Here is a 17,473-nt window from a genome sequence, read left to right on the forward strand (position 1 = left end):
CGACCCCGGGCGATGCCGGAGCCGCTGCCCGCCGAGGCTAGGCCTGCGCCGGGGGAACGATGTCGAACACGAGCACGTCGCCCCCGTCGAGCAGGGGCCCGACGTACTCCTTGAACGCCGCGTGCGCGCCGTCGAAGTACCGGGGATCGCTCACCACGGGCTCCCCGACGTAGTAGTTGCGGTCGCCGCTTGAGGCGAACACGACGACGAACGCGAGGTCGTAGTCCGCGCCCACGGCTTCCTCGCCGCTGGCCTGCGGTCCCGCGTCGATCGACAGGATGTAGGGCTCGCCGTCCTGGCGCCTGGAGTCCTTCAGGGCGAGGAACCGCTCGGTCACGTCCGTGCGCACGGCGTCGGCCGTGGAGGGGGCGAACTTGAACAGGACGATGTGGACAACGCGTCCGGGCCTGTAGTCGCGGGCCGTGAAGGTCTCCGGCCCCACCTGCGCCAGTTCCCGGTCCAGGGCGTTCCTCGCGCTTCCCGCGTTCTCGTCCACAGCATCTCCGTCATCCGGGACGTCAGCACCGACATCCTCGAGGTCTCGGCGCGCTTGTCGGGCCGACCCGGCCGAGCGTAATCCCCCGGCTCGGTGCCTGTGCCGGCTCGCCGGGTCCTAGGCGGCGGTCACCCGTCCTTCCCCGCCGCGGCACTCCTCGCCCGGTAGGCGTTCACGTTCATGCGATTGCCGCAGTTGCCGACGTCGCAGTAGCGCTTCGACCGGTTGCGGGACAGATCGACGAAGACGGCGTTGCAGTCGTCGGCCCCGCACAGCTGGAGGCGGTCGAGCTCGTCGAGCCGGATGACGTCGATGAAGGCCATGGCCACCTCCACCCGCATGCGGGTGACCAGGGGGGCCTCGCTGTCCGTCGCGTGCAGGTGCCAGTCCCCGCCGCCGTGGCGCACGAGCTGCGGGAGCGCGCTCGCCTCACGGAGGATGCGGTTCACGTGCTGCACCGCCTCGTCGCGGCCCTCGCTCCACAGCTGCCGCAGCTCCGGGCGCAGCGACCGCATCTCCTCGAGTTCGGCGGAGTCGCGGTCCCGCCGTCCGGTGTACCCGTTCTCGTCGAGCAGGGCCTGGAGCTCCTGGACCGTGGCGAGCTCGTCGGTGCGCGACCGGGACGAGTCCGCCGTGGTGTTCACCAGGACGGCGGTCACCCTCAGCACCTCTTCCGTGTCATAGGTGAACTGCATGTTGACTCCTTACAGCGCCCGGCTCTAGTGTCATTAGTGTAAGCCTTCTTGGTTGTGACAGCCCGAGACCGACGGAAACGGATGAACCGGTGACACCGAGAACGCAGACCCCACGCTCCCCATCCCCGCGCTCCTCGGGCCCGCGCTCCTCGGGCCTCCTGATCGCGCTGTTCTCGGCCGCGGCGTTCGGCGCGAGCGGTCCGTTCATGAAGCCGCTCCTCGAGTCCGGCTGGTCGCCCGCGGCGGCCGTGGCGGCGCGGGCCGGCATCGCGGGGCTCGTGCTGCTGATCCCCGCGCTGATCGCGCTGCACGGGCGCTATGGGGTGCTGGCCAGGCACGCCGCGTTCATCGTCGCCTACGGCCTGATCGCCGTGCTCGGCACGCAGGTGCTGTACTTCGCCGCGATCCAGCGGATGCCGGTCGGCGTCTCCCTCCTCATCGAGTACTCGGCGCCCGTGCTGCTCGTCCTGCTCGCCTGGGGCCGGACTCGCCGCGCGCCCGCCGCCACCGCCATCGTGGGCTCGCTCCTGAGCATCGGCGGGCTGGTGCTGGTGATCGACCCGACCGGAGTCGGCAACCTCGATCCGCTCGGCGTGGTCTTCGCGGCGGGGGCGGCCGTGTGCCTCGCGTGTTACTTCCTCCTCTCGGGGACGCCCACCGAGGGGCTGCCCCCGGTCGTCCTCATCTGCGCGGGGCTCTTCATCGGCTCGGGAGCACTGCTGCTCGCCGGTGCCGTCGGCATCCTGCCGCTGACCCTCACGCTCGACACGGTGACCCTCCTGGGCGCCGACGGGGTTCCCTGGTACGTGCCGTTCGCGGTGGTCGTGCTGGTCTCGACCTCCTTCGCCTACCTGACGGGTCTCATCGGCGCGTCCCGGCTCGGCTCCCGGGTGGCCTCGTTCGTCGGGCTCACCGAGGTGCTCTTCGCGGTCCTGCTGTCCTGGCTGCTTCTCGGCGAGGTCCCCACGCTGATGCAGGCGCTCGGCGGCGTGCTCGTGGTGGGCGGCATCATTGCGATCAAGCTCGAGCGGACGTCCCGGACCGACGCCGTGGCCCCCGCCGAACCGGTGGGGTCCCACCAGGACGCCGTCGTCGGGCAGGCCCGCACCCGGGAGCCGGACCCGCTCAGCACCTGAGCACGGCCGAAAGCGCGACGGCCCGGAGCGACGGCCCGGAGCGACGGCCCGGAGCGACGGCCCGGAGAGCGACGTCTCGATCGGGCGACCGCCTGCGGAGGGCGCGGGTCAGCCGAGCTGCAGCACGATGCCGGTGCGGCCGGAGAGAATCGCGGCGATTCCGGTGGCGACGCCGGACTCCGCGCGCTCAGCGGTCGTCCCCGAGCCGGTGTCGGAGCCGGTCTCGCTGATCCCCGTGCCCCGGAACGAGGCGCCCGGCCACACGACCGCCGTGACGTTCTTCGTCGGCTCCGGCAGCTGCGCTCCCAGCACCAGGAACTGGCGCTCCAGCATCTGCGCGGTCACGAGGGAGAACACGTCGACGACCCCGGGACCGGCGCCCACGACGACGTCCGCGGCACCGGTCTCGTCGACCAGGATCCGCTCGATCTCGTCCTCGGCGACCTCCCGCACGGTCGCGGTGACACCGTGCGCCTCCGCCCACGCGCGCGCCGCCTCGACGAGCGCCGAGGCCTGGGGGTCGTCCCGGCGAGCGACGACGACGACCTCGTACCCCTCCGGCACGGCCACGCCCTCGGCGGCATCGGGCGGTGGGGCGACCGTCGACTCGGGGGCGGGATCGATGCCCTCCCAGAAGGATCCGCTCGCCTCGGGGTCGGAGGAGTGCGCGGCCGTGTCCTTACCGCCGACGGAGGTGCACGCCGTCGAGGACAGCAGCACCGCGATCAGCACCGCCACCGCTCTTGCGTATTTCCGCACCTGCATGGGAACCTCCAGAGCACAGTGAACAGCACAGGAGTGAACGGGAGCGATCCCGGCGCCGTCGAGACGGCCGCCTGACCGCAACCGGATGCTCGCCCCCCGCTCACCACCGGTTCACCCCGGCCCCGGACACTCGTGGGGCGACGTCCGTCGCCTCGCTCCTTCCGAAAGGCAGAAGGTCACCATGTCTGTAGCGCCTGTGCGGCATCGTCGGCGGATCGTCGCCGCGTCCATGATGTCGGCGATCGTCGCGACGCCGTTCGCGGTGATCACGATTCCCGCGGTGGCGTCCGCGGCCGACGGCTCCCTGGTCTCCTCGGAGACCGTCTGGAGGTACTCGGCCGACGGCAGCGACCCGGCGCGCGGGGCTGACGACCGGCTGGTGTGGACGACGGAGGACTACGACGACTCCGCCTGGCGCAGCGCCCCCGGTGCCTTCGGCGCCAAGAACGGCTCCGCGACGCCCAACCTCGGGGCGGCGTTCCCGGTCGAGACGGTCCTGCCGCTCTGGCTCGATGAGGATGCGGCGACCAGGGTCGACGTGCCGACCTATCACTTCCGCACCGAGGTGTCCCTGTCCGAGGCCGAGCTGGCCGACATCGACGCCCTGACCGGCTCGGTCACCTACGACGACGCGGTGCAGATCTTCGTGAACGGCACGAAGGTCGCCGGTCTGGACGATGCGCGCGTGGAGTCGGCAGCGGAGGACCGCAGGAACGTGACCTATGCGGGCAGCTCCGGTGACGCCCCCGAGACGTCCACGTTCGAGGTGCCGGCCTCGGTGCTCGTCGCCGGCACGAACACCGTCGCCGTGGCTTTGTACCAGAACCGGGCGAGCAGCAGCGACGTCTACCTCGATCTCGCCTCGCTGGTTCCGGCCGGGGCTGAGAGCGGCGAGGGCGCCTCGTCCACCATCACGGATCTGGTGCTCGGCGTCGGAGCCGACGAGAGCAAGCGCACGCTCAACTGGTACTCGGACACCGACTCGGCCCAGGTCGCGCAGTTCGCTCCCGCGTCCGCGATGACCGGCGACCGATTCCCGACCTCGGTCACGACGGTCCAGGCCCGCGGGGCCAGAACCACGAGCGGGGAGTTCAGCCGCAAGGCGACCCTGCAGGGGCTGCGGGAGAACACCGAGTACGTCTACCGGGTCGGCGGTGGCGACAGCTGGTCCGCCGTGCAGCGGTTCCGCACTCGGTCGTTCGAGGGGGACTTCACCTTCCTCTTCGTCGGCGATCCGCAGATCGGCGGCTCCGGCGACAGGAAGCGCGACGAGGCGGGCTGGATCGACACCCTGAACGTGGCCCAGGCGGCCAACCCCACCACCGAGATGATCTTCTCCGCGGGCGACCAGGTGGAGGAGGCCGCGAACGAGAGCCACTACGACTCGTTCCTCGCCCCCCGGCAGCTGCGCTCTGTTCCGCTCGTGGTCACCAACGGCAACCACGACGTCGGGTCGAAGGCGTACGAGCAGCACTTCAACGTGCCGGACAACGACCCCGCCGCCGGCGCGGCGAGCTCCGGCTCGAGCTCGGGAGGGGACTACTGGTTCCTCTACAAGGACGTCCTGTTCGTGAACCTCAACTCGAACAGCCGCGACTACGCCGCGCACAACAGCTTCATGCAGCGGGTCGTCGCCGAGCAGGGGCCGAAGGCCAGGTGGAAGGTGCTCGCCTTCCACCACTCCATCTACTCCGTGGCCGCGCACACCACCGCCTCCGACATCCTCGACCGTCGAGAGAACATGCCCGCGATGATCTCCGAGCTGGGCTTCGACCTCGTGCTGCAGGGTCACGACCACAGCTACACCCGCAGCTTCCTCGTGAAGGACGGTCGGCTCGCCGACGGATCCGAGAAGAAGGGGCAGCGCGAGGTGGTCGCCGACCCCGGTGAGGTGCTCTACGTCACGGCCAACTCGTCGAGCGGCTCGAAGTACTACAGCGTTCAGACGCCCAGCGCCTGGTTCGCCTCGGTCGTCAACCAGGAGCGCGTGCGCAACTACTCCGTGGTCGACGTCACGGACGACGCCATCACGGTGAAGACCGTGCGCAGCCAGCGGGCGGGCGACAGCACGCCGGTCAACTCGGTGGTGGACGAGGTCACACTGCGCCAGCGATGAGCGGACGGGGCTGCGGCGCCCGTCGGCGCGCGCAGCCCCGGGCATCCGGAGTGACGCGACGTTACGCGACCGGGAATAGGAGCGGAGCGGTCCGGCGTTATCGTGTCGGTGGCTCGACGGGGTGCCGCTTTCCCGTCCTTCGACCGAAACGGTGCCACCATGCTGACCTCCGAGCTCTCCGCCCCCTCCACCCGCCGCGCCGCCGAGTCGAGCGTCCCCCTCGTTCCGCTGCTCGACGAGCGCTGGAGCCCGCGCTCGTTCGACCCGGAGGCGACGATCAGCGACCGGCAGCTCGACGCCCTTCTCGAGGCGGCCCGATGGGCCCCGTCCGCGGCCAACAAGCAGCTGCGCCGGTTCATCGTCGGGCGTCGCGGCACCGCGACCTTCGACACGATCGCGAGCAGCCTCGTGGGCTTCAACGCGGCGTGGGCGCCGAACGCCTCGGCCCTCGTCGTCGCCATCGCCGAGGTCTCGGGCGCCCGGGCCGGCGAGCGCTCCTGGGCCGAGTACGACCTCGGCCAGGCGATCGCCCACCTGACGGTGCAGGCGCACGCCGAGGGCCTGCACACCCACCAGATGGGCGGCTTCGACGTCGACCGGATCGTCGGCGCGTTCGACCTGGCCGACGACCTCCTGCCGATCACGGTCACGGCCGTCGGTGTCGTGGACGAGGCGGACAAGCTGGGCGAGGCCCTCGCCGAGCGCGAGCGCGCCCCCCGCACCCGGCTGCCCCTCGACCAGCTGGTCCTCCTCCGCGACTGATCGTCCCCGCCGGAGTCGCACGGACCCGGTCGGCTCGGACCGGGGCTCCTACTGGCCGGGGCCGGGGCCTGGCGAGGCTCGCATCACGCTCCATACAGTGTTCGCATGGGCCGGATCATCGTCGAACAGATCATCAGCGCCGACGGCTTCGCCGCCGCGCCCGACGGCAGCCTGGACTTCTTCCAGTTGCCGGGGGACTTCGACTCGACGGACCCCGGCCAGATGGCGATGCTGGAGCGCGTGGACGCGATCCTGCTCGGCGCGAACACCTACCGGATGTTCGCGGCCTACTGGCCCACCGCGGATGAGAGCGCCGACCCGGTGGCGGGGCCGATCAACGCCCTGCCCAAGCACGTGGTGTCGTCGACACTCGAATCAGCGCCCTGGGGGACGTGGCCCCCGGCGCAGGTGGAGCGGGGGGACGGCGTCGAGATCGCGCGCGCGCTCGCCCGGCGGTACGAGGGGGACGTGATCGTCTGGGGGAGCCTTCAGCTCGCCGCCGCACTGCTGGCGGCGGACGCCGTCGATTCCCTGCGGCTCCGCGTGGTCCCCGTGCTCATTGGGGCGGGACTCGCCCTGGCACCGGGGCTGCGGACCTTCACCCCGCTCGCGCTCGATTCCGTCGACGCGTTCCCGAGCGGCCACGTCACCTTGGCCTACGACCTGCGGCGGTGATGGCGCCGGAACCGCGGAGAGTCTGTCCCCGCTGACCCGTCGCGCCTAGGCGAGCTCCAGCTCCTCGACGACCCGCGCGACGCGCTCGCGCGCCGGATCGTCAAGCCCGCGGATCGGCAGGGGGAGCGAGGACCGCTCCGCCAACCCGAGCTGCTCCGCGATGGCGGCGGTGACGCGGAGGCTGCCGTGCGCGGCGAAGAGATCCCAGAGCGGCTGCAGGCGCTGCGACTCCGCGGCGGCCGCCCCGGCATGGCCGGCTCGCGCCGCGCGGGTGATCCGCAGGGCCGGTTCGGGCAGGGTGCCGCCGATCACGGAGTACCAGACCTCGCACCCGGCGCCGAGCCCCCCGGCCGCCGACGCGTCGCCGGAGATGCCGATCGTCACCCCGGGCGGCACGAGCTCGCGGATCCGTGCGACCCGCGTGCGGGCGGCCGCCGCCTCGGCGGGGACGCCGGGGATCTTGATGGACGCGACGCCCGGCAGGGCCGCGACCCGGGCATAGAGGTCGTCGCTGAAGGTGAAGTGGGTCGTGCCGGGGTTGTCGTAAACGATCAGGGGCACCGAGAGGCGGGCGACGACGTCCTCGTACAGGCCGAAGACGTCGTCCTCGGTCAGCGCCTGGTACGACACCGGCGCCAGCAGCACCGCGCCGGCCCCCGCGGCCTGCGCGTCGTCGGCGAGAGCGTGCACGTGCGACGTGCGCAACGCACCGATGCCGACGACCACGGGCGTGCCCGCGGCGTGCTCGATCGCCGCGCGCGCGACCCGCCGCCGCTCGTCCAGATCGAGGTACGCGTAGGAGCCCGTGGAGCCGAGCACAGTGATGGAGTCGACCCTCGCCGCGACGAGTCGCGTCACGATCCGCTCGAACGCGGGCAGGTCGACCCGGTCGTCGCGCAACGGCGTCAGGGGGAAGGCGCTCAGGCCGGTGAGCATGCAGACTCCGATCGGTTGTCGTCGCCTCATTCTCCCGGAGCGCGCGTTGCCCGCTTTCCGAGCCCGCGTCTTACGTTTCGGGAGCGATCGCCGGGGGGCCTGGAGCGGGGCGGGCGAGGGGGACTAGTGTGCGCGCCATCGACGAAAGGAGCTTCTCCCATGAAGACCACAACGCGAGCCCTGGCAATGGTGCCGGTTCTCGGTGTCTTCCTCGTTGCCGCCACGCCCGCGCAGGCGGCTCCCTCGCCCATTCCGGCATCTTCGAGCGTCACCGTCGACGTTCAGGAGGCCGCTGTCACCCTCGGTCCGTGGCCCGTGCTGCGCCGGGGTCCCAACAGCGTCTGGCCCCCGGTCACGGTTCGGTCGCTGCAGTACATGCTGAACGCCCACGGGGCGCGCATCACCGTCGACGGCGTCTTCGGGCCCGCGACGGAGGCGGCGGTCCGTGCCTACCAGCGAAGCCACGGCCTCGTCGTGGACGGCGTGGTCGGTGGGGCGACCTGGTCGTCCGTCATCGTCACGGTGAAGCGGGGCAGCACGGGTCCGGCCGTGCGCGCGCTGCAGGACCAGATCAACCACCGCAACCTCAAGGGCTCCGATTACCTCGCGGTCGACGGGGTGTTCGGGCCGAGGACGGAGACCTGGGTGCGCGGGTTCCAGACCGCGATGGCGGCTCAGCTGCCGTTCGCCGTCGACGGCGTCGTGGGTCCGCGGACCTGGCGGGCGCTCGTGATCGGGTGGCTCGCGGGCTGATCCGCCCTGGCAGGGAAGGGGTGTCCCGGCTCCGGCCGGGGGCGCCCCTTCGTGCGCCACCGCTAGGTGCCGTTCCTCAGTGCCGCACCCAGGGGCGTGCCATCGGATCCCAGTAGCAGCGGGGTGAAGGGCAGGCCGAGGACGACCCGGGGAGCCTTGTGCCTCGCCGATCGGCGGGGCCATACTCGGCGGCAGCAGAGCTTGCCCGAGAAGCCTGCACCCGTCGAGAGTCGAGCGCACACTGACGTGCAAGCCCTCCTATCCCTTGGAGGCAATCCCATGCTCACGAAATCCGCCGCTGTACCGGCCCTCGCGCTCGCCGCGACGGTCGGTCTCCTCGCCCCAGCCGCGCTCGCCGAGCCGGCAGGGGAATCACGTTCCTCCCGATCGGACGCATCCGTCATCACGGAGTGGAACACGATCGCCGAACGCACGATCTACGCCGAGAACGCCACCCCGATCCCGTCGTCGAGCCTGTACTTCGGCTTCGTCTCCATCGCCATGTACGACGCGGTCGTGGCGATCGAGGGCGGCTACACGACCTACACGCCGCAACCCCCGGCGCACCGCCGGGCCTCGTCGCGGGTCGCCGCGGCCACGGCCGCCTACCTCGTGCTCTCGTACTTCTTCCCCGCCTCGGCGCCGACTCTGCAGGAGGACTACCTGAAGGCGCTGTCCGGTGAGAGGAGGAAGGGGAGAGCGCTCGTGGGCGGCGTCGCTGCCGGTGCCGCCGCCGCGTCCGGCATCCTCCGGGCCCGGCAGAACGACGGCATCGGGAATCCGGACATCCTGTTCGACACCGAACCCGTGCCGGGGGTGTGGCGCCCGACCGCCCCGCAGACGACGTTCGCCGTGCCGTGGCTCGGCTTCGTTCGTCCCCTCGTCATCGAGTCCGCGACCCAGTTCCCGCAGCCCGATCCGAATCCGCTCGGCTCCGCCGCCTACGCCACCGAGTTCGAGGAGACCCGGACCTACGGCGGCGCGGACGGTACCGAGGGACTCAAGCGCACCGTCGAGGAGACTGCGACGGCGATGTTCTTCAGCGTCAACGTGAGTGCGCAGTACCAGGCGGGCATGCGCGACCAGGTGACGCGGCGCGGCCTCGGCATCGTCGAGAGCGCCCGGGCATTTGCGATCCTCAACACGTCGGTCGCCGACACCCTCATCTCCTGCTGGCGCGCGAAGTACGAGCATCCGACCTGGCGGCCCGTCACCGCCATCCGCGAGGCCGACACGGACGGCAACGACGCGACGATGGCCGACGCCACCTGGTCGCCGCTCGGCGTGACGCCGCCGTACCCCGAGTACTCCAGCGGGCACGCCTGCTACACGGGGGCGGCGTCGAACACGTTCGATCACCTCTTCGGGGATGGCCAACTCAATCTGATTTTGCCGTCCCTCACGGATCCCGCCACCAGCCGGGAGTACGACTCGGCGGAGGCGCTCGACACCGACGCGATGAACGCGAGGATCTGGCTCGGGCTCCACTTCCGGAGCTCGATGACCGGTGCCAACCAGCTCGGGCACAGCGTGTCCGACTGGGTGATCGCGCACTCCTTCCGGCCGGTCGGCTGATCGGCACCGCGTAGGAGAACGAAGGCCCCCTCCCGATTCGTCGGGAGGGGGCCTTCCGGTGCATCCAGGCGGCGCGAGCCGGATCGGAGTCACTGCAGGGGGATGCGGGCCTTCGAGAACCGCCGGAAGGTCACGGTCTCCCGTGCCGCCTTCCGGGTGGCCCGCGGGGCGAGCCCGAGAGCCGCGTCGGACCGCGCCGACGCCGAGGCGACCTCCCGGTGGGGTGCGGCGGCGGCGCGGGCTGGGTTGCCCACGAAGGTGGCGCCCTCGGGCACGTCCTCGCCCTTCATGAGCATCCCGTCCGCGGCCAGCGTCGAGCCGTCCTCCATGACCGCCCCGTAGTTCAGCCAGCCGTCGACCCCCACCGTGCAGCCGTTCCCGAGCACGATGTAGTCGGTCTTGAACGCCCCGTCCTCCATCGAGTGGCCCTGGATGTGCACCCCTTCGTTCAGGGCGCAGTCATCTCCGAACGTCACGAGCGACTTCTCGGGCATGTTGCAGCCGGCGTCGTAGAGCCGCTTGCCGACGTGCACCCCGAGGATCCGCCACACGATCGGCCGGAACGGGGTCCCGGCGTAGTGCGCCCCGCCCATCAGCTTCCACAGGCGCTCGTGTCGCCAGAAGCGCCGGTCGTAGATTGAGAAGTACTGCGGCTGCAGACGGTGGAAGCCGAGAACCGACCACTCGACCAGCGCCTTGAAAGCGAACTGGAAGAGCGAGAACGCGAACAGGGCCGGCACCACCGTGATGAGGCCGAACTCGCTGTGCGCAGAGACGGCGTTGGCGACCACGAGGACGCCGAGGAAGAGCATGAACCACTGCTCGACGAGGTAGAGCGCCATGCTCCCGATGTTGTACCGGTTCTTCGCGGGCAGGACCCGCCTGCGCTCCTCGTCGGTCTTCAGCTCATCGAACGCGGCGTCGCGCAGGACCGACCGGGGGATCTCGAACGCGGGTGAGCCGAGTAGGCCGGTGTCCGTGCGCACGGGTCCATCGATCGGGATCATGACCTTCGATGCCAGCAGGACGTTGTCACCCACCGCCGCGTCGCTCGGGAACGTGATGTTGTTCCCCAGGAAGTTGCGTGCTCCGATCCTGACCTCGCGGAGACGGAACGAGGTGCTCGAGAACTGGGCCGTCATCATGTTGAGGCCGTCCGAGACCATCGTCCCGGTTCCCACGGTGCAGAGGAACGGTGACTCGTGAGCCACCGTCGGCCCGAAGTTCGACCCGGTCTGCACAATGGTGCCCAGCTTGTAGCCCAGCGCCTGCAGGTAGTACACGATGTACGAGCTGTCGCCGAAGAAGTTCTTGTACGTGGGGATGTTGGAGATCGACGCGATCGTCCGGTGGATCGAGTAGTGCCAGCCGTACAGCGGGTAGACGACGTCCGGCTTGACGAGCTTCTCGAGGACACGCGGGATGGTGACGACCAGGATGAGCCCGCCCACGAACACGACGACGAAGAACACGAACGTGCTCGAGAGCGCGGTGAGGATGAACGCCGGGTCCTCCGGGTGGTCCGTGTCCAGGCCGGCGGGCAGCAGGATGTCCAGCACCAGGAAGCCGAGGGGGACCACGACGAGGATGCGACCCGCGAGCTGGAACAGGCTGTAGACGACCCTCCGGACGGTGCCGCAGGCCGCCGCGGGAACGCGCCGGTACTGGGTGGTTGCGCGTGCGGCGGGAGAGCCGTGCCACACCTCACCCGCGGGCACCGCCTGACCCGTCTGCAGTGAGGATGCGTGCCCGAGCTGGCTGTCGTCCCCCATCGACGCGCCGATGTCGAGGGTGGTGCGCTCCGACACGTAGACGTTCCTGCCCAGCGTGAGGGTCCCGAACTCGATCACGCCCGACCTCGCTCGGTAGCAGGTGAACGCGGAGTCCTTGTTGATGACCGTGCCATCACCGATGGTGAGGAGGTCCGGGCAGGCGGGCAGCCTCCGGGAGAAGATGACGACCCCCTTGCCGATCTTCGCTCCGAGCAGCCGCAGGTACAGCACGTGGATCGGCGCGCCGGCGAAGAGCATGAGAGGATTCGCCCGCACGGCGGACTTCACGGCCCAGAAACGGAGGTACGCCAGGCTCCAGATCTGGATCTCGCCCGGCCTGAAGCGCCCGACCAGCACCCACTTGAGAAGGATCGGCGTCACGGCGAGGAGGGTGAACTCGGCCGCGCCGACTGCGGCGGCGCGCGCCCAGAACTCGACGAGGCTCGGGGCTTCGACTATCCACTCGAACGTCAGGAGCGGCAGAGCCATGACGTACATGGAGTAGACGATGGCGATGAGCACCTGGAGCACCCCGCAGAGCACGAACTTCCCCGTGCCCGCGGGCGTGATTGTCGACCCGGCTTCCGCGAACGCCGGCGCCTCCTGCGCCTGCTCGCTCTGCATGGCCGCGAGACGCGCCGCGAGCTGCCGGATGGTCGGCCGCTCGTAGATGTCCTGCATCGCCATCCAGGGCAGGTCGGTGCCCTTCCTGACCCGGGCGCAGAAGTGCGCCATCGTCAGGGAGTCGGCGCCGAGGTCGTTGAAGAAGTGCGACTCGGCGGACACCCTCTCGAGGCCGAGCACGGCGGCGAGGTGCACCGCGAGCGCCTCCTCGGTCGGGGTGGCGGGCGCCGAGTAGGGCCCGGTGCCCGAGACGCTCAACCGGTGGGTCGGTCGCGGCAGCCGCTTCCGGTCCACCTTGTCGCTCGCCATCATGGGCATCGAGTCCACCTGCTCGTAGTAGGTGGGCACCATGTAGGAGGGCAGCCGCGTGCGGAGCGCCCGGTGCAGGTCGTGGGCATCGATGCCCGTCGCGTCCTGGTGCAGCGTGTAGTAGGCGGCCAGCTCGACCTTGCCCTCCTCGGGCTCGAAGTTCTGCACCACCGCCTGCGCGACCTCGGGGACCTGCAGCAGCGAGGACTCGATCTCGGTCAGCTCGATGCGGTAGCCGCGGATCTTCACCTGCGTGTCGATCCGACCGAGGTACTCGACCTCGCCGTCCTCCGCGACCCGACCCAGGTCCCCGGTGCGGTAGATGCGCCCCGACGGGTTGTTCTCGATGCCCAGGAAGTCCGGGATGAACGCGCGCTCGGTGAGGTCGGGGCGGTTGACGTAGCCCCGCGCCAGGCCGATCCCCGCCAGTCCGATCTCGCCCGCCTCGCCCGGCGCGAGGGCCCGGTGCCCGGCGAGGTCCAGGATCACGACGGAGTACGTGGGTAGCGGAACGCCGAGCGTCACGGGGCGGTCCGGGTCGACGACGCCCCAGGTCGCCGTGACCGTCGCCTCGGTCGGCCCGTAGACGTTCAGGAAGCGTCGCCAGGGGCGGTGCCAGCGGGTGATCAGCGCCTTGGGGCACGCCTCGCCCGAGACCAGGAGGAAGCGGAGGCCCGGCAGGTCCTCCTCGATCGTGGCCAGGAGGGTCGGCACGCAGCACATGGCGGTGACGCGCTTCTCGGTGAGGTACTGGGCGAGCTCGGCGCCGAGCAGGGCGGACCGCCCGGGCTTGGGCACCACCGTCGCCCCCACCATCCACGGCACCCAGTACTCCTCGGCGGAGAAGTCGAAGGCGATCGTCATGCCCTGGTAGACGCGGTCCGTCGGCTCGAGGCCGTAGCTCTCGGCGGCCACCCGCACGAAGTTGCAGATGCTCGCGTGCTCGACGGCGACGCCTTTCGGCCTCCCGGTCGATCCCGAGGTGTAAATGATGTAGGCCAGGTCGTCGATCGTCCCGCCCGTCGCCTCCCCGCGCAGGCGGGCCGGGCTTTCGGCGTCGACCGCCGGCTCGTCGGTGTCGATGCACACGGTCGGAGCCGCCACCTCCGGCAGCAGGGAGTCGAGGTGCGCGAGCGAGAGGACCATCTCCACGTCCGCGTCCTCGATGATGTAGCGGAGCCGGTCGGACGGGAAGCCCGCGTCCAGGGGCACGAAGGCCGCCCGGATCTTCAGGACGGCGAGCATCGCGACGTAGGAGCGCCAGGGCTGGTCGAAGAGCAGCGCGATGCGGTCGCCCGGGCGGGCGCCCCGCTTCAGCAGGTGGCGCGCCAGCTGGTTGGCCCGCGCGTCGAGCTGCGCGTAGGTGAGCACGACCTCACCGGCATCCACCGCGATCTGCCCGCTCAGCCCCTGCTCGCGCAACCGGTCGCAGCGGTCCTCGAACAGTTGATCCAGCCGCTCGCCGGGGCTCCAGCGGACTGCCTGGTCCGCCTCGGCCGAGATCAGAATCGTCCCGCGCACCGGGTCGCCGTAGCTGATGCTCCGGCTGCGTGGCTCGGGAGGGAGGGAGAGGCCGGTGTGGGTACCCACCGTTGTGCTCATAGTGTCCTTCTTCGTTGAAGTGATCGGGCTGTCTCGGGTGTCGGTTCGGTTCGGCTCGGGGTCGGGCGGTTCAGGTCCCGGGCGGTGGAGGAACGCCCGGTGCTGCTGCACGCGGTTCGTCGGGCTCGACCTGCCGGTCTGCGGTCGATGCGCGAGCGGACGGCGGCGGTGCCGTGCTGCTCGCGTGCCTCCGCGCGTCAGGAGCCGGCGACGGATACGGGGTCGCGAAGGGCGGTGGGGGTGGGGAGGAGCTCACGGGCGGGGGCGCCGGGCCATCCGCCCGCCGCCGTCGCCACGTCCGGGGGCCTCGCCGAGGCCGCGACCGGACCCGTCGCCGGACGGGGCACCGCGGCAGGCGGGCGGGGGACGCGGGCCGACCCGGACCCGTCCGCCGCGGCGAACGCCAGGCGGACGGCACGCTCGGCGTCCGCCAGCCGGTCCGCCCTCGTGATGCCGCCGATGCCGGTCTCCGAGATCTCCACGAGGTCGCAGTCGATGCCCACGGCGGAGAGCGCGGTGAGGAAGGTGCACAGGACCTCGGGGGAGGACCGCATGCCGACGCCGGAGATGGACACCCGGCCGACGGAGCCGCCGTGCCGGAGGTTCTCAAAGCCGAGCACGCTGCGCGCCGAGCGGAGCACGGCGAGGGCCGCCGCGGAGTGGGCGGCGGGAACGACGAGGGCGACGTCGGACCGGCCGGAGCCGGACCCCGACGTGCGACGCACGATCTCCACCGTGACGCCCGACCGGGAGAGGGCTTCCAAGAGCCCGGCGGCGCAGTCCGGCCGGTCGGGGAGGCCGACGACGGTCAGGCGGACGGCCGAGTTGACGCTCGCGACGGCGGTGACGACGGGCCGCTCCCGGGCGGACTCCTCGAGTCGTCCGCGGTCGAGGTCGGGAACGATCAGCGTGCCGGGGTCCTCGCTGAAGGAGGACCGCACGCGGATAGGCACGCCGAACCGGCGCGCATAGCCGACGCAGCGGGCGTGCAGGACCTTGCAGCCGGATGCCGCGAGCTCGAGCATCTCCTCGCTCGTCAGGACGTCGATCTTCCGCGCCGCCGGCACGATGCGAGGGTCGGCGGTGAAGACGCCGTCCACGTCGGTGTAGATCTCGCACGCGCGCGCGTCGAGGGCCGCGGCCAGGGCGACGGCCGTGAGGTCCGAGCCGCCGCGACCGAGCGTGGTGACGACCTTCCCCTTCTTCGTTCTGCCCTGGAAGCCCGCGACGATGGGCACCTCGCCCCGGTCGAGGGAGGCCCGTACGCGGCGAGGGCGCACGTCGGTGATCCGCGCCTTCCCGTGCACGCTGTCGGTGATCAGACCCGCCTGGCTGCCTGTGAACGTGCGGGGCGACCGGCCCAGCTCGGACAGGGCGATGGCGAGCAGGGCCGACGAGACCAGTTCGCCGATGCTGAGCAGGGCGTCGAGGCCGGACGGCTGGGGCCTGGGGGACAGGGCGGTGGCGAGGTCGCACAGGTCGTCCGTGGTGTCGCCCATGGCGGACACCACGGCTACGACCCGGTGGCCGGCGTCGAGAGTCCTGGCGATCCGTTCCGCTGCGCGCATGATGCCCGCGGCGTCGGCCAGGGAGGACCCGCCGAACTTCTGGACGATGACGCCGCCCTGGGTGGGCGTCGCCAGCGGAGTGGCGGAAAGGGGGTGCTGTGTCGTTGGTGGGGGACCGATCGGGTAATCGCTGTCGGGTGTTGCGAATTCGGTACTCATTGCCTTCTCTTGATCTCGGGTGGTGCGGGGCCTTCGGGGGCCCGTGCAAATCAGAGCCTTCGGGGGCTCGTGGTGCTATGGATCAGGCGACGGAGGTAAGGGTCACTGGCTCTCCCGTCACGTACTCGGCGGCGTCGGCCAGGATGTCGAGGCCGGTCTGCAGCTCCCCGGCGGTCGTGGTGAGCGCCGGCATGGTCTTGACGACTTCGCTGCGCGGCCCGGAGGTCTCGACGAGCAGGCCGCGGGCGAAGGATTCGGCCGCGATCTTCCGTGCGGCCTCCGGGTCGGCGTAGTAGATGCCCGTGAGGAGGCCACGTCCCCGCACGACGCTTCCCTCTGTGGCGGCCGCGATGCGGCTCAGCCCCTCCCGCAGCTGGGCGGCGAGCCCGGCGACGTCGGCGGCGAAGCGGCCGTCCCGCCAGTAGTGCTCGAGCGCCGCGGTGGCCGTGATGAATGCCGGGTTGTGACCGCGGAAGGTGCCGTTGTGCTCGCCGGGGGACCAGAGGTCGTGCTCGGGCTTGAAGAGGGTCAGTGCCATGGGCAACCCGTAGCCGGAGATGGACTTCGACAGGCAGACGATGTCCGGGGTGATGCCTGCCTCCTCGAAGCTGAAGAAGGTGCCGGTGCGCCCGCATCCCGCCTGGACGTCGTCGACGATGAGCAGGACGCCGTGCTGGTGGCAGAGGTCGGCGAGGCCGCGGAGCCAGGACGCCCGGGCCGCGCGGAGGCCGCCCTCGCCCTGCACGGTCTCGACGATGACCGCCGCGGGCCTGTCCAGCCCCGATCCCGAGTCCTCGAGCGCCTGCCGCAGCCACAGGAAGTCCGGCACCTGCCCCTCGAGGTAGCCGTCGTAGGGCATGCTCGTGGTGTTCGTCAGCGGCACGCCCGCGCCGTGGCGCTTCATGGAGTTGCCCGTGACCGACAGCGAGCCCAGCGTCATGCCGTGGAAGGCGTTCGTGAAGCTGAGGATCTGGGTGCGGCCGGTGACCTTCCGGGCGAGCTTCAGCGCGGCCTCGACGGTGTTCGTGCCCGTGGGACCCGGGAACATGACCTTGTAGTCCAGGTCCCGGGGCTTCAGGATCAGTTCCTCGAAGGTCTCGAGGAAGCGCCGCTTCGCCGGGGTCTTCATGTCCAGGGAGTGCACGACCGCTCCGGACTGCAGGTGGTCGAGAAGCGGCCGCAGCAGAACGGGATTGTTGTGGCCGTAGTTGAGGGCCCCAGCGCCGGCGAAGAAGTCGAGGAACGTGCGCCCGTCCTCGCTGTGCATCGTGCTTCCCGAGGCGGAATCGAACACCGCATCCCAATTGCGGGAGTAGCTGCGGACCTCGGATTCGAGAGAGTCAAAGATGTCCATCGTCGGGTCCCCTTCCTGACTGTGCGATCGAGTGATTTCCCGGAGCACGAATACGCCGCCGAGGGCATCCGGATACCGATCCCGCTCGTTCGGGGGAGACGAGCACTCCTATGTGCCGTCGAAGTCCGTCGACCGGGACGATGCCTGTATCGAACCGGGCCACCAGCTCGACGGGA

At 70.8% G+C, this 17,473-nt stretch carries 13 protein-coding genes; 6 read left to right on the forward strand and 7 right to left on the reverse strand.

Going from position 1 to position 17,473, the window contains the following annotated elements:
• Nucleotides 1-37: 37 nt before the first annotated feature.
• Both DAI20_RS16310 and DAI20_RS16315 read right to left on the reverse strand, forming a co-directional pair.
• Nucleotides 38-496, reverse strand: coding sequence for a Dabb family protein (locus tag DAI20_RS16310; protein WP_108252778.1), 459 nt, complete (start codon nucleotides 494-496; stop codon nucleotides 38-40).
• Between the two features lie 128 nt (nucleotides 497-624).
• Complete coding sequence (locus tag DAI20_RS16315) at nucleotides 625-1,191, reverse strand: CGNR zinc finger domain-containing protein (protein WP_108252779.1); 567 nt, start codon at nucleotides 1,189-1,191, stop codon at nucleotides 625-627.
• 89 nt (nucleotides 1,192-1,280) lie between these two features.
• On the opposite strand from DAI20_RS16315, the gene DAI20_RS16320 reads away from it, so the two are divergent.
• A complete protein-coding gene (locus DAI20_RS16320) occupies nucleotides 1,281-2,327 on the forward strand; it encodes an EamA family transporter (protein WP_205781481.1) in 1,047 nt (348 codons plus the stop codon).
• A 108-nt stretch (nucleotides 2,328-2,435) separates the two neighbouring features.
• Here the strand turns inward: DAI20_RS16320 and DAI20_RS16325 are convergent, their stop codons facing one another.
• Nucleotides 2,436-3,065, reverse strand: coding sequence for a BMP family ABC transporter substrate-binding protein (locus tag DAI20_RS16325; RefSeq protein WP_108252780.1), 630 nt, complete (start codon nucleotides 3,063-3,065; stop codon nucleotides 2,436-2,438).
• Between the two features lie 208 nt (nucleotides 3,066-3,273).
• Between DAI20_RS16325 and DAI20_RS16330 the strand changes: the two genes are divergently transcribed.
• The 3 genes from DAI20_RS16330 (at nucleotide 3,274) to DAI20_RS16340 (ending at nucleotide 6,645) form a co-directional block, all read left to right on the forward strand.
• Nucleotides 3,274-5,208 carry a purple acid phosphatase family protein gene (locus DAI20_RS16330; protein ID WP_159085109.1) on the forward strand — a complete coding sequence of 645 codons (1,935 nt, stop codon included), beginning with the start codon at nucleotides 3,274-3,276 and terminating at the stop codon, nucleotides 5,206-5,208.
• A gap of 159 nt (nucleotides 5,209-5,367) precedes the next feature.
• A complete protein-coding gene (locus DAI20_RS16335) occupies nucleotides 5,368-5,970 on the forward strand; it encodes a nitroreductase family protein (RefSeq protein WP_108252782.1) in 603 nt (200 codons plus the stop codon).
• A gap of 105 nt (nucleotides 5,971-6,075) precedes the next feature.
• Nucleotides 6,076-6,645 carry a dihydrofolate reductase family protein gene (locus tag DAI20_RS16340; protein WP_108252783.1) on the forward strand — a complete coding sequence of 190 codons (570 nt, stop codon included), beginning with the start codon at nucleotides 6,076-6,078 and terminating at the stop codon, nucleotides 6,643-6,645.
• 45 nt (nucleotides 6,646-6,690) lie between these two features.
• Here DAI20_RS16340 and DAI20_RS16345 read toward each other — a convergent pair whose 3' ends face one another.
• Nucleotides 6,691-7,581, reverse strand: a complete 891-nt coding sequence (locus tag DAI20_RS16345; protein ID WP_108252784.1) for a dihydrodipicolinate synthase family protein — start codon at nucleotides 7,579-7,581, stop codon at nucleotides 6,691-6,693.
• Nucleotides 7,582-7,740: 159 nt separating this feature from the next.
• On the opposite strand from DAI20_RS16345, the gene DAI20_RS16350 reads away from it, so the two are divergent.
• Both DAI20_RS16350 and DAI20_RS16355 read left to right on the forward strand, forming a co-directional pair.
• Nucleotides 7,741-8,334, forward strand: coding sequence for a peptidoglycan-binding domain-containing protein (locus DAI20_RS16350; protein WP_205781482.1), 594 nt, complete (start codon nucleotides 7,741-7,743; stop codon nucleotides 8,332-8,334).
• Nucleotides 8,335-8,613: 279 nt separating this feature from the next.
• Entirely contained in the window at nucleotides 8,614-9,909 is a 1,296-nt protein-coding gene (locus tag DAI20_RS16355) for a vanadium-dependent haloperoxidase (RefSeq protein WP_108252786.1), read from the forward strand.
• Nucleotides 9,910-9,998: 89 nt separating this feature from the next.
• Here DAI20_RS16355 and DAI20_RS16360 read toward each other — a convergent pair whose 3' ends face one another.
• The 3 genes from DAI20_RS16360 to ectB form a co-directional block, all read right to left on the reverse strand.
• Nucleotides 9,999-14,216 (reverse strand): Pls/PosA family non-ribosomal peptide synthetase, encoded by a 4,218-nt coding sequence (locus DAI20_RS16360; RefSeq protein WP_108252787.1) that lies wholly within the window; start codon nucleotides 14,214-14,216, stop codon nucleotides 9,999-10,001.
• A gap of 197 nt (nucleotides 14,217-14,413) precedes the next feature.
• Nucleotides 14,414-15,943: an aspartate kinase gene (locus DAI20_RS16365; protein WP_159085110.1), complete on the reverse strand. Its 1,530-nt coding sequence runs from the start codon at nucleotides 15,941-15,943 to the stop codon at nucleotides 14,414-14,416.
• A gap of 82 nt (nucleotides 15,944-16,025) precedes the next feature.
• A complete protein-coding gene (gene ectB, locus DAI20_RS16370) occupies nucleotides 16,026-17,297 on the reverse strand; it encodes a diaminobutyrate--2-oxoglutarate transaminase (protein WP_108252788.1) in 1,272 nt (423 codons plus the stop codon).
• Nucleotides 17,298-17,473: the final 176 nt, after the last annotated feature.

The sequence above is a fragment of the Planctomonas deserti genome (assembly GCF_003067705.1).
GTDB classification, from domain to species: Bacteria; Actinomycetota; Actinomycetes; order Actinomycetales; family Microbacteriaceae; genus Planctomonas; species Planctomonas deserti.

Coding starts and splice junctions, on each gene's coding strand:
- DAI20_RS16315 (WP_108252779.1), bottom strand. CDS start 1,191: ATGCAGTTCACCTATGACACGGAAGAGGTGCTGAGGGTGACCGCCGTC.
- DAI20_RS16330 (WP_159085109.1), top strand. CDS start 3,274: ATGTCTGTAGCGCCTGTGCGGCATCGTCGGCGGATCGTCGCCGCGTCC.
- DAI20_RS16335 (WP_108252782.1), top strand. CDS start 5,368: ATGCTGACCTCCGAGCTCTCCGCCCCCTCCACCCGCCGCGCCGCCGAG.
- DAI20_RS16340 (WP_108252783.1), top strand. CDS start 6,076: ATGGGCCGGATCATCGTCGAACAGATCATCAGCGCCGACGGCTTCGCC.
- DAI20_RS16345 (WP_108252784.1), bottom strand. CDS start 7,581: ATGCTCACCGGCCTGAGCGCCTTCCCCCTGACGCCGTTGCGCGACGAC.
- DAI20_RS16350 (WP_205781482.1), top strand. CDS start 7,741: ATGAAGACCACAACGCGAGCCCTGGCAATGGTGCCGGTTCTCGGTGTC.
- DAI20_RS16355 (WP_108252786.1), top strand. CDS start 8,614: ATGCTCACGAAATCCGCCGCTGTACCGGCCCTCGCGCTCGCCGCGACG.
- DAI20_RS16360 (WP_108252787.1), bottom strand. CDS start 14,216: ATGAGCACAACGGTGGGTACCCACACCGGCCTCTCCCTCCCTCCCGAG.
- DAI20_RS16365 (WP_159085110.1), bottom strand. CDS start 15,943: ATGAGTACCGAATTCGCAACACCCGACAGCGATTACCCGATCGGTCCC.
- ectB (WP_108252788.1), bottom strand. CDS start 17,297: ATGGACATCTTTGACTCTCTCGAATCCGAGGTCCGCAGCTACTCCCGC.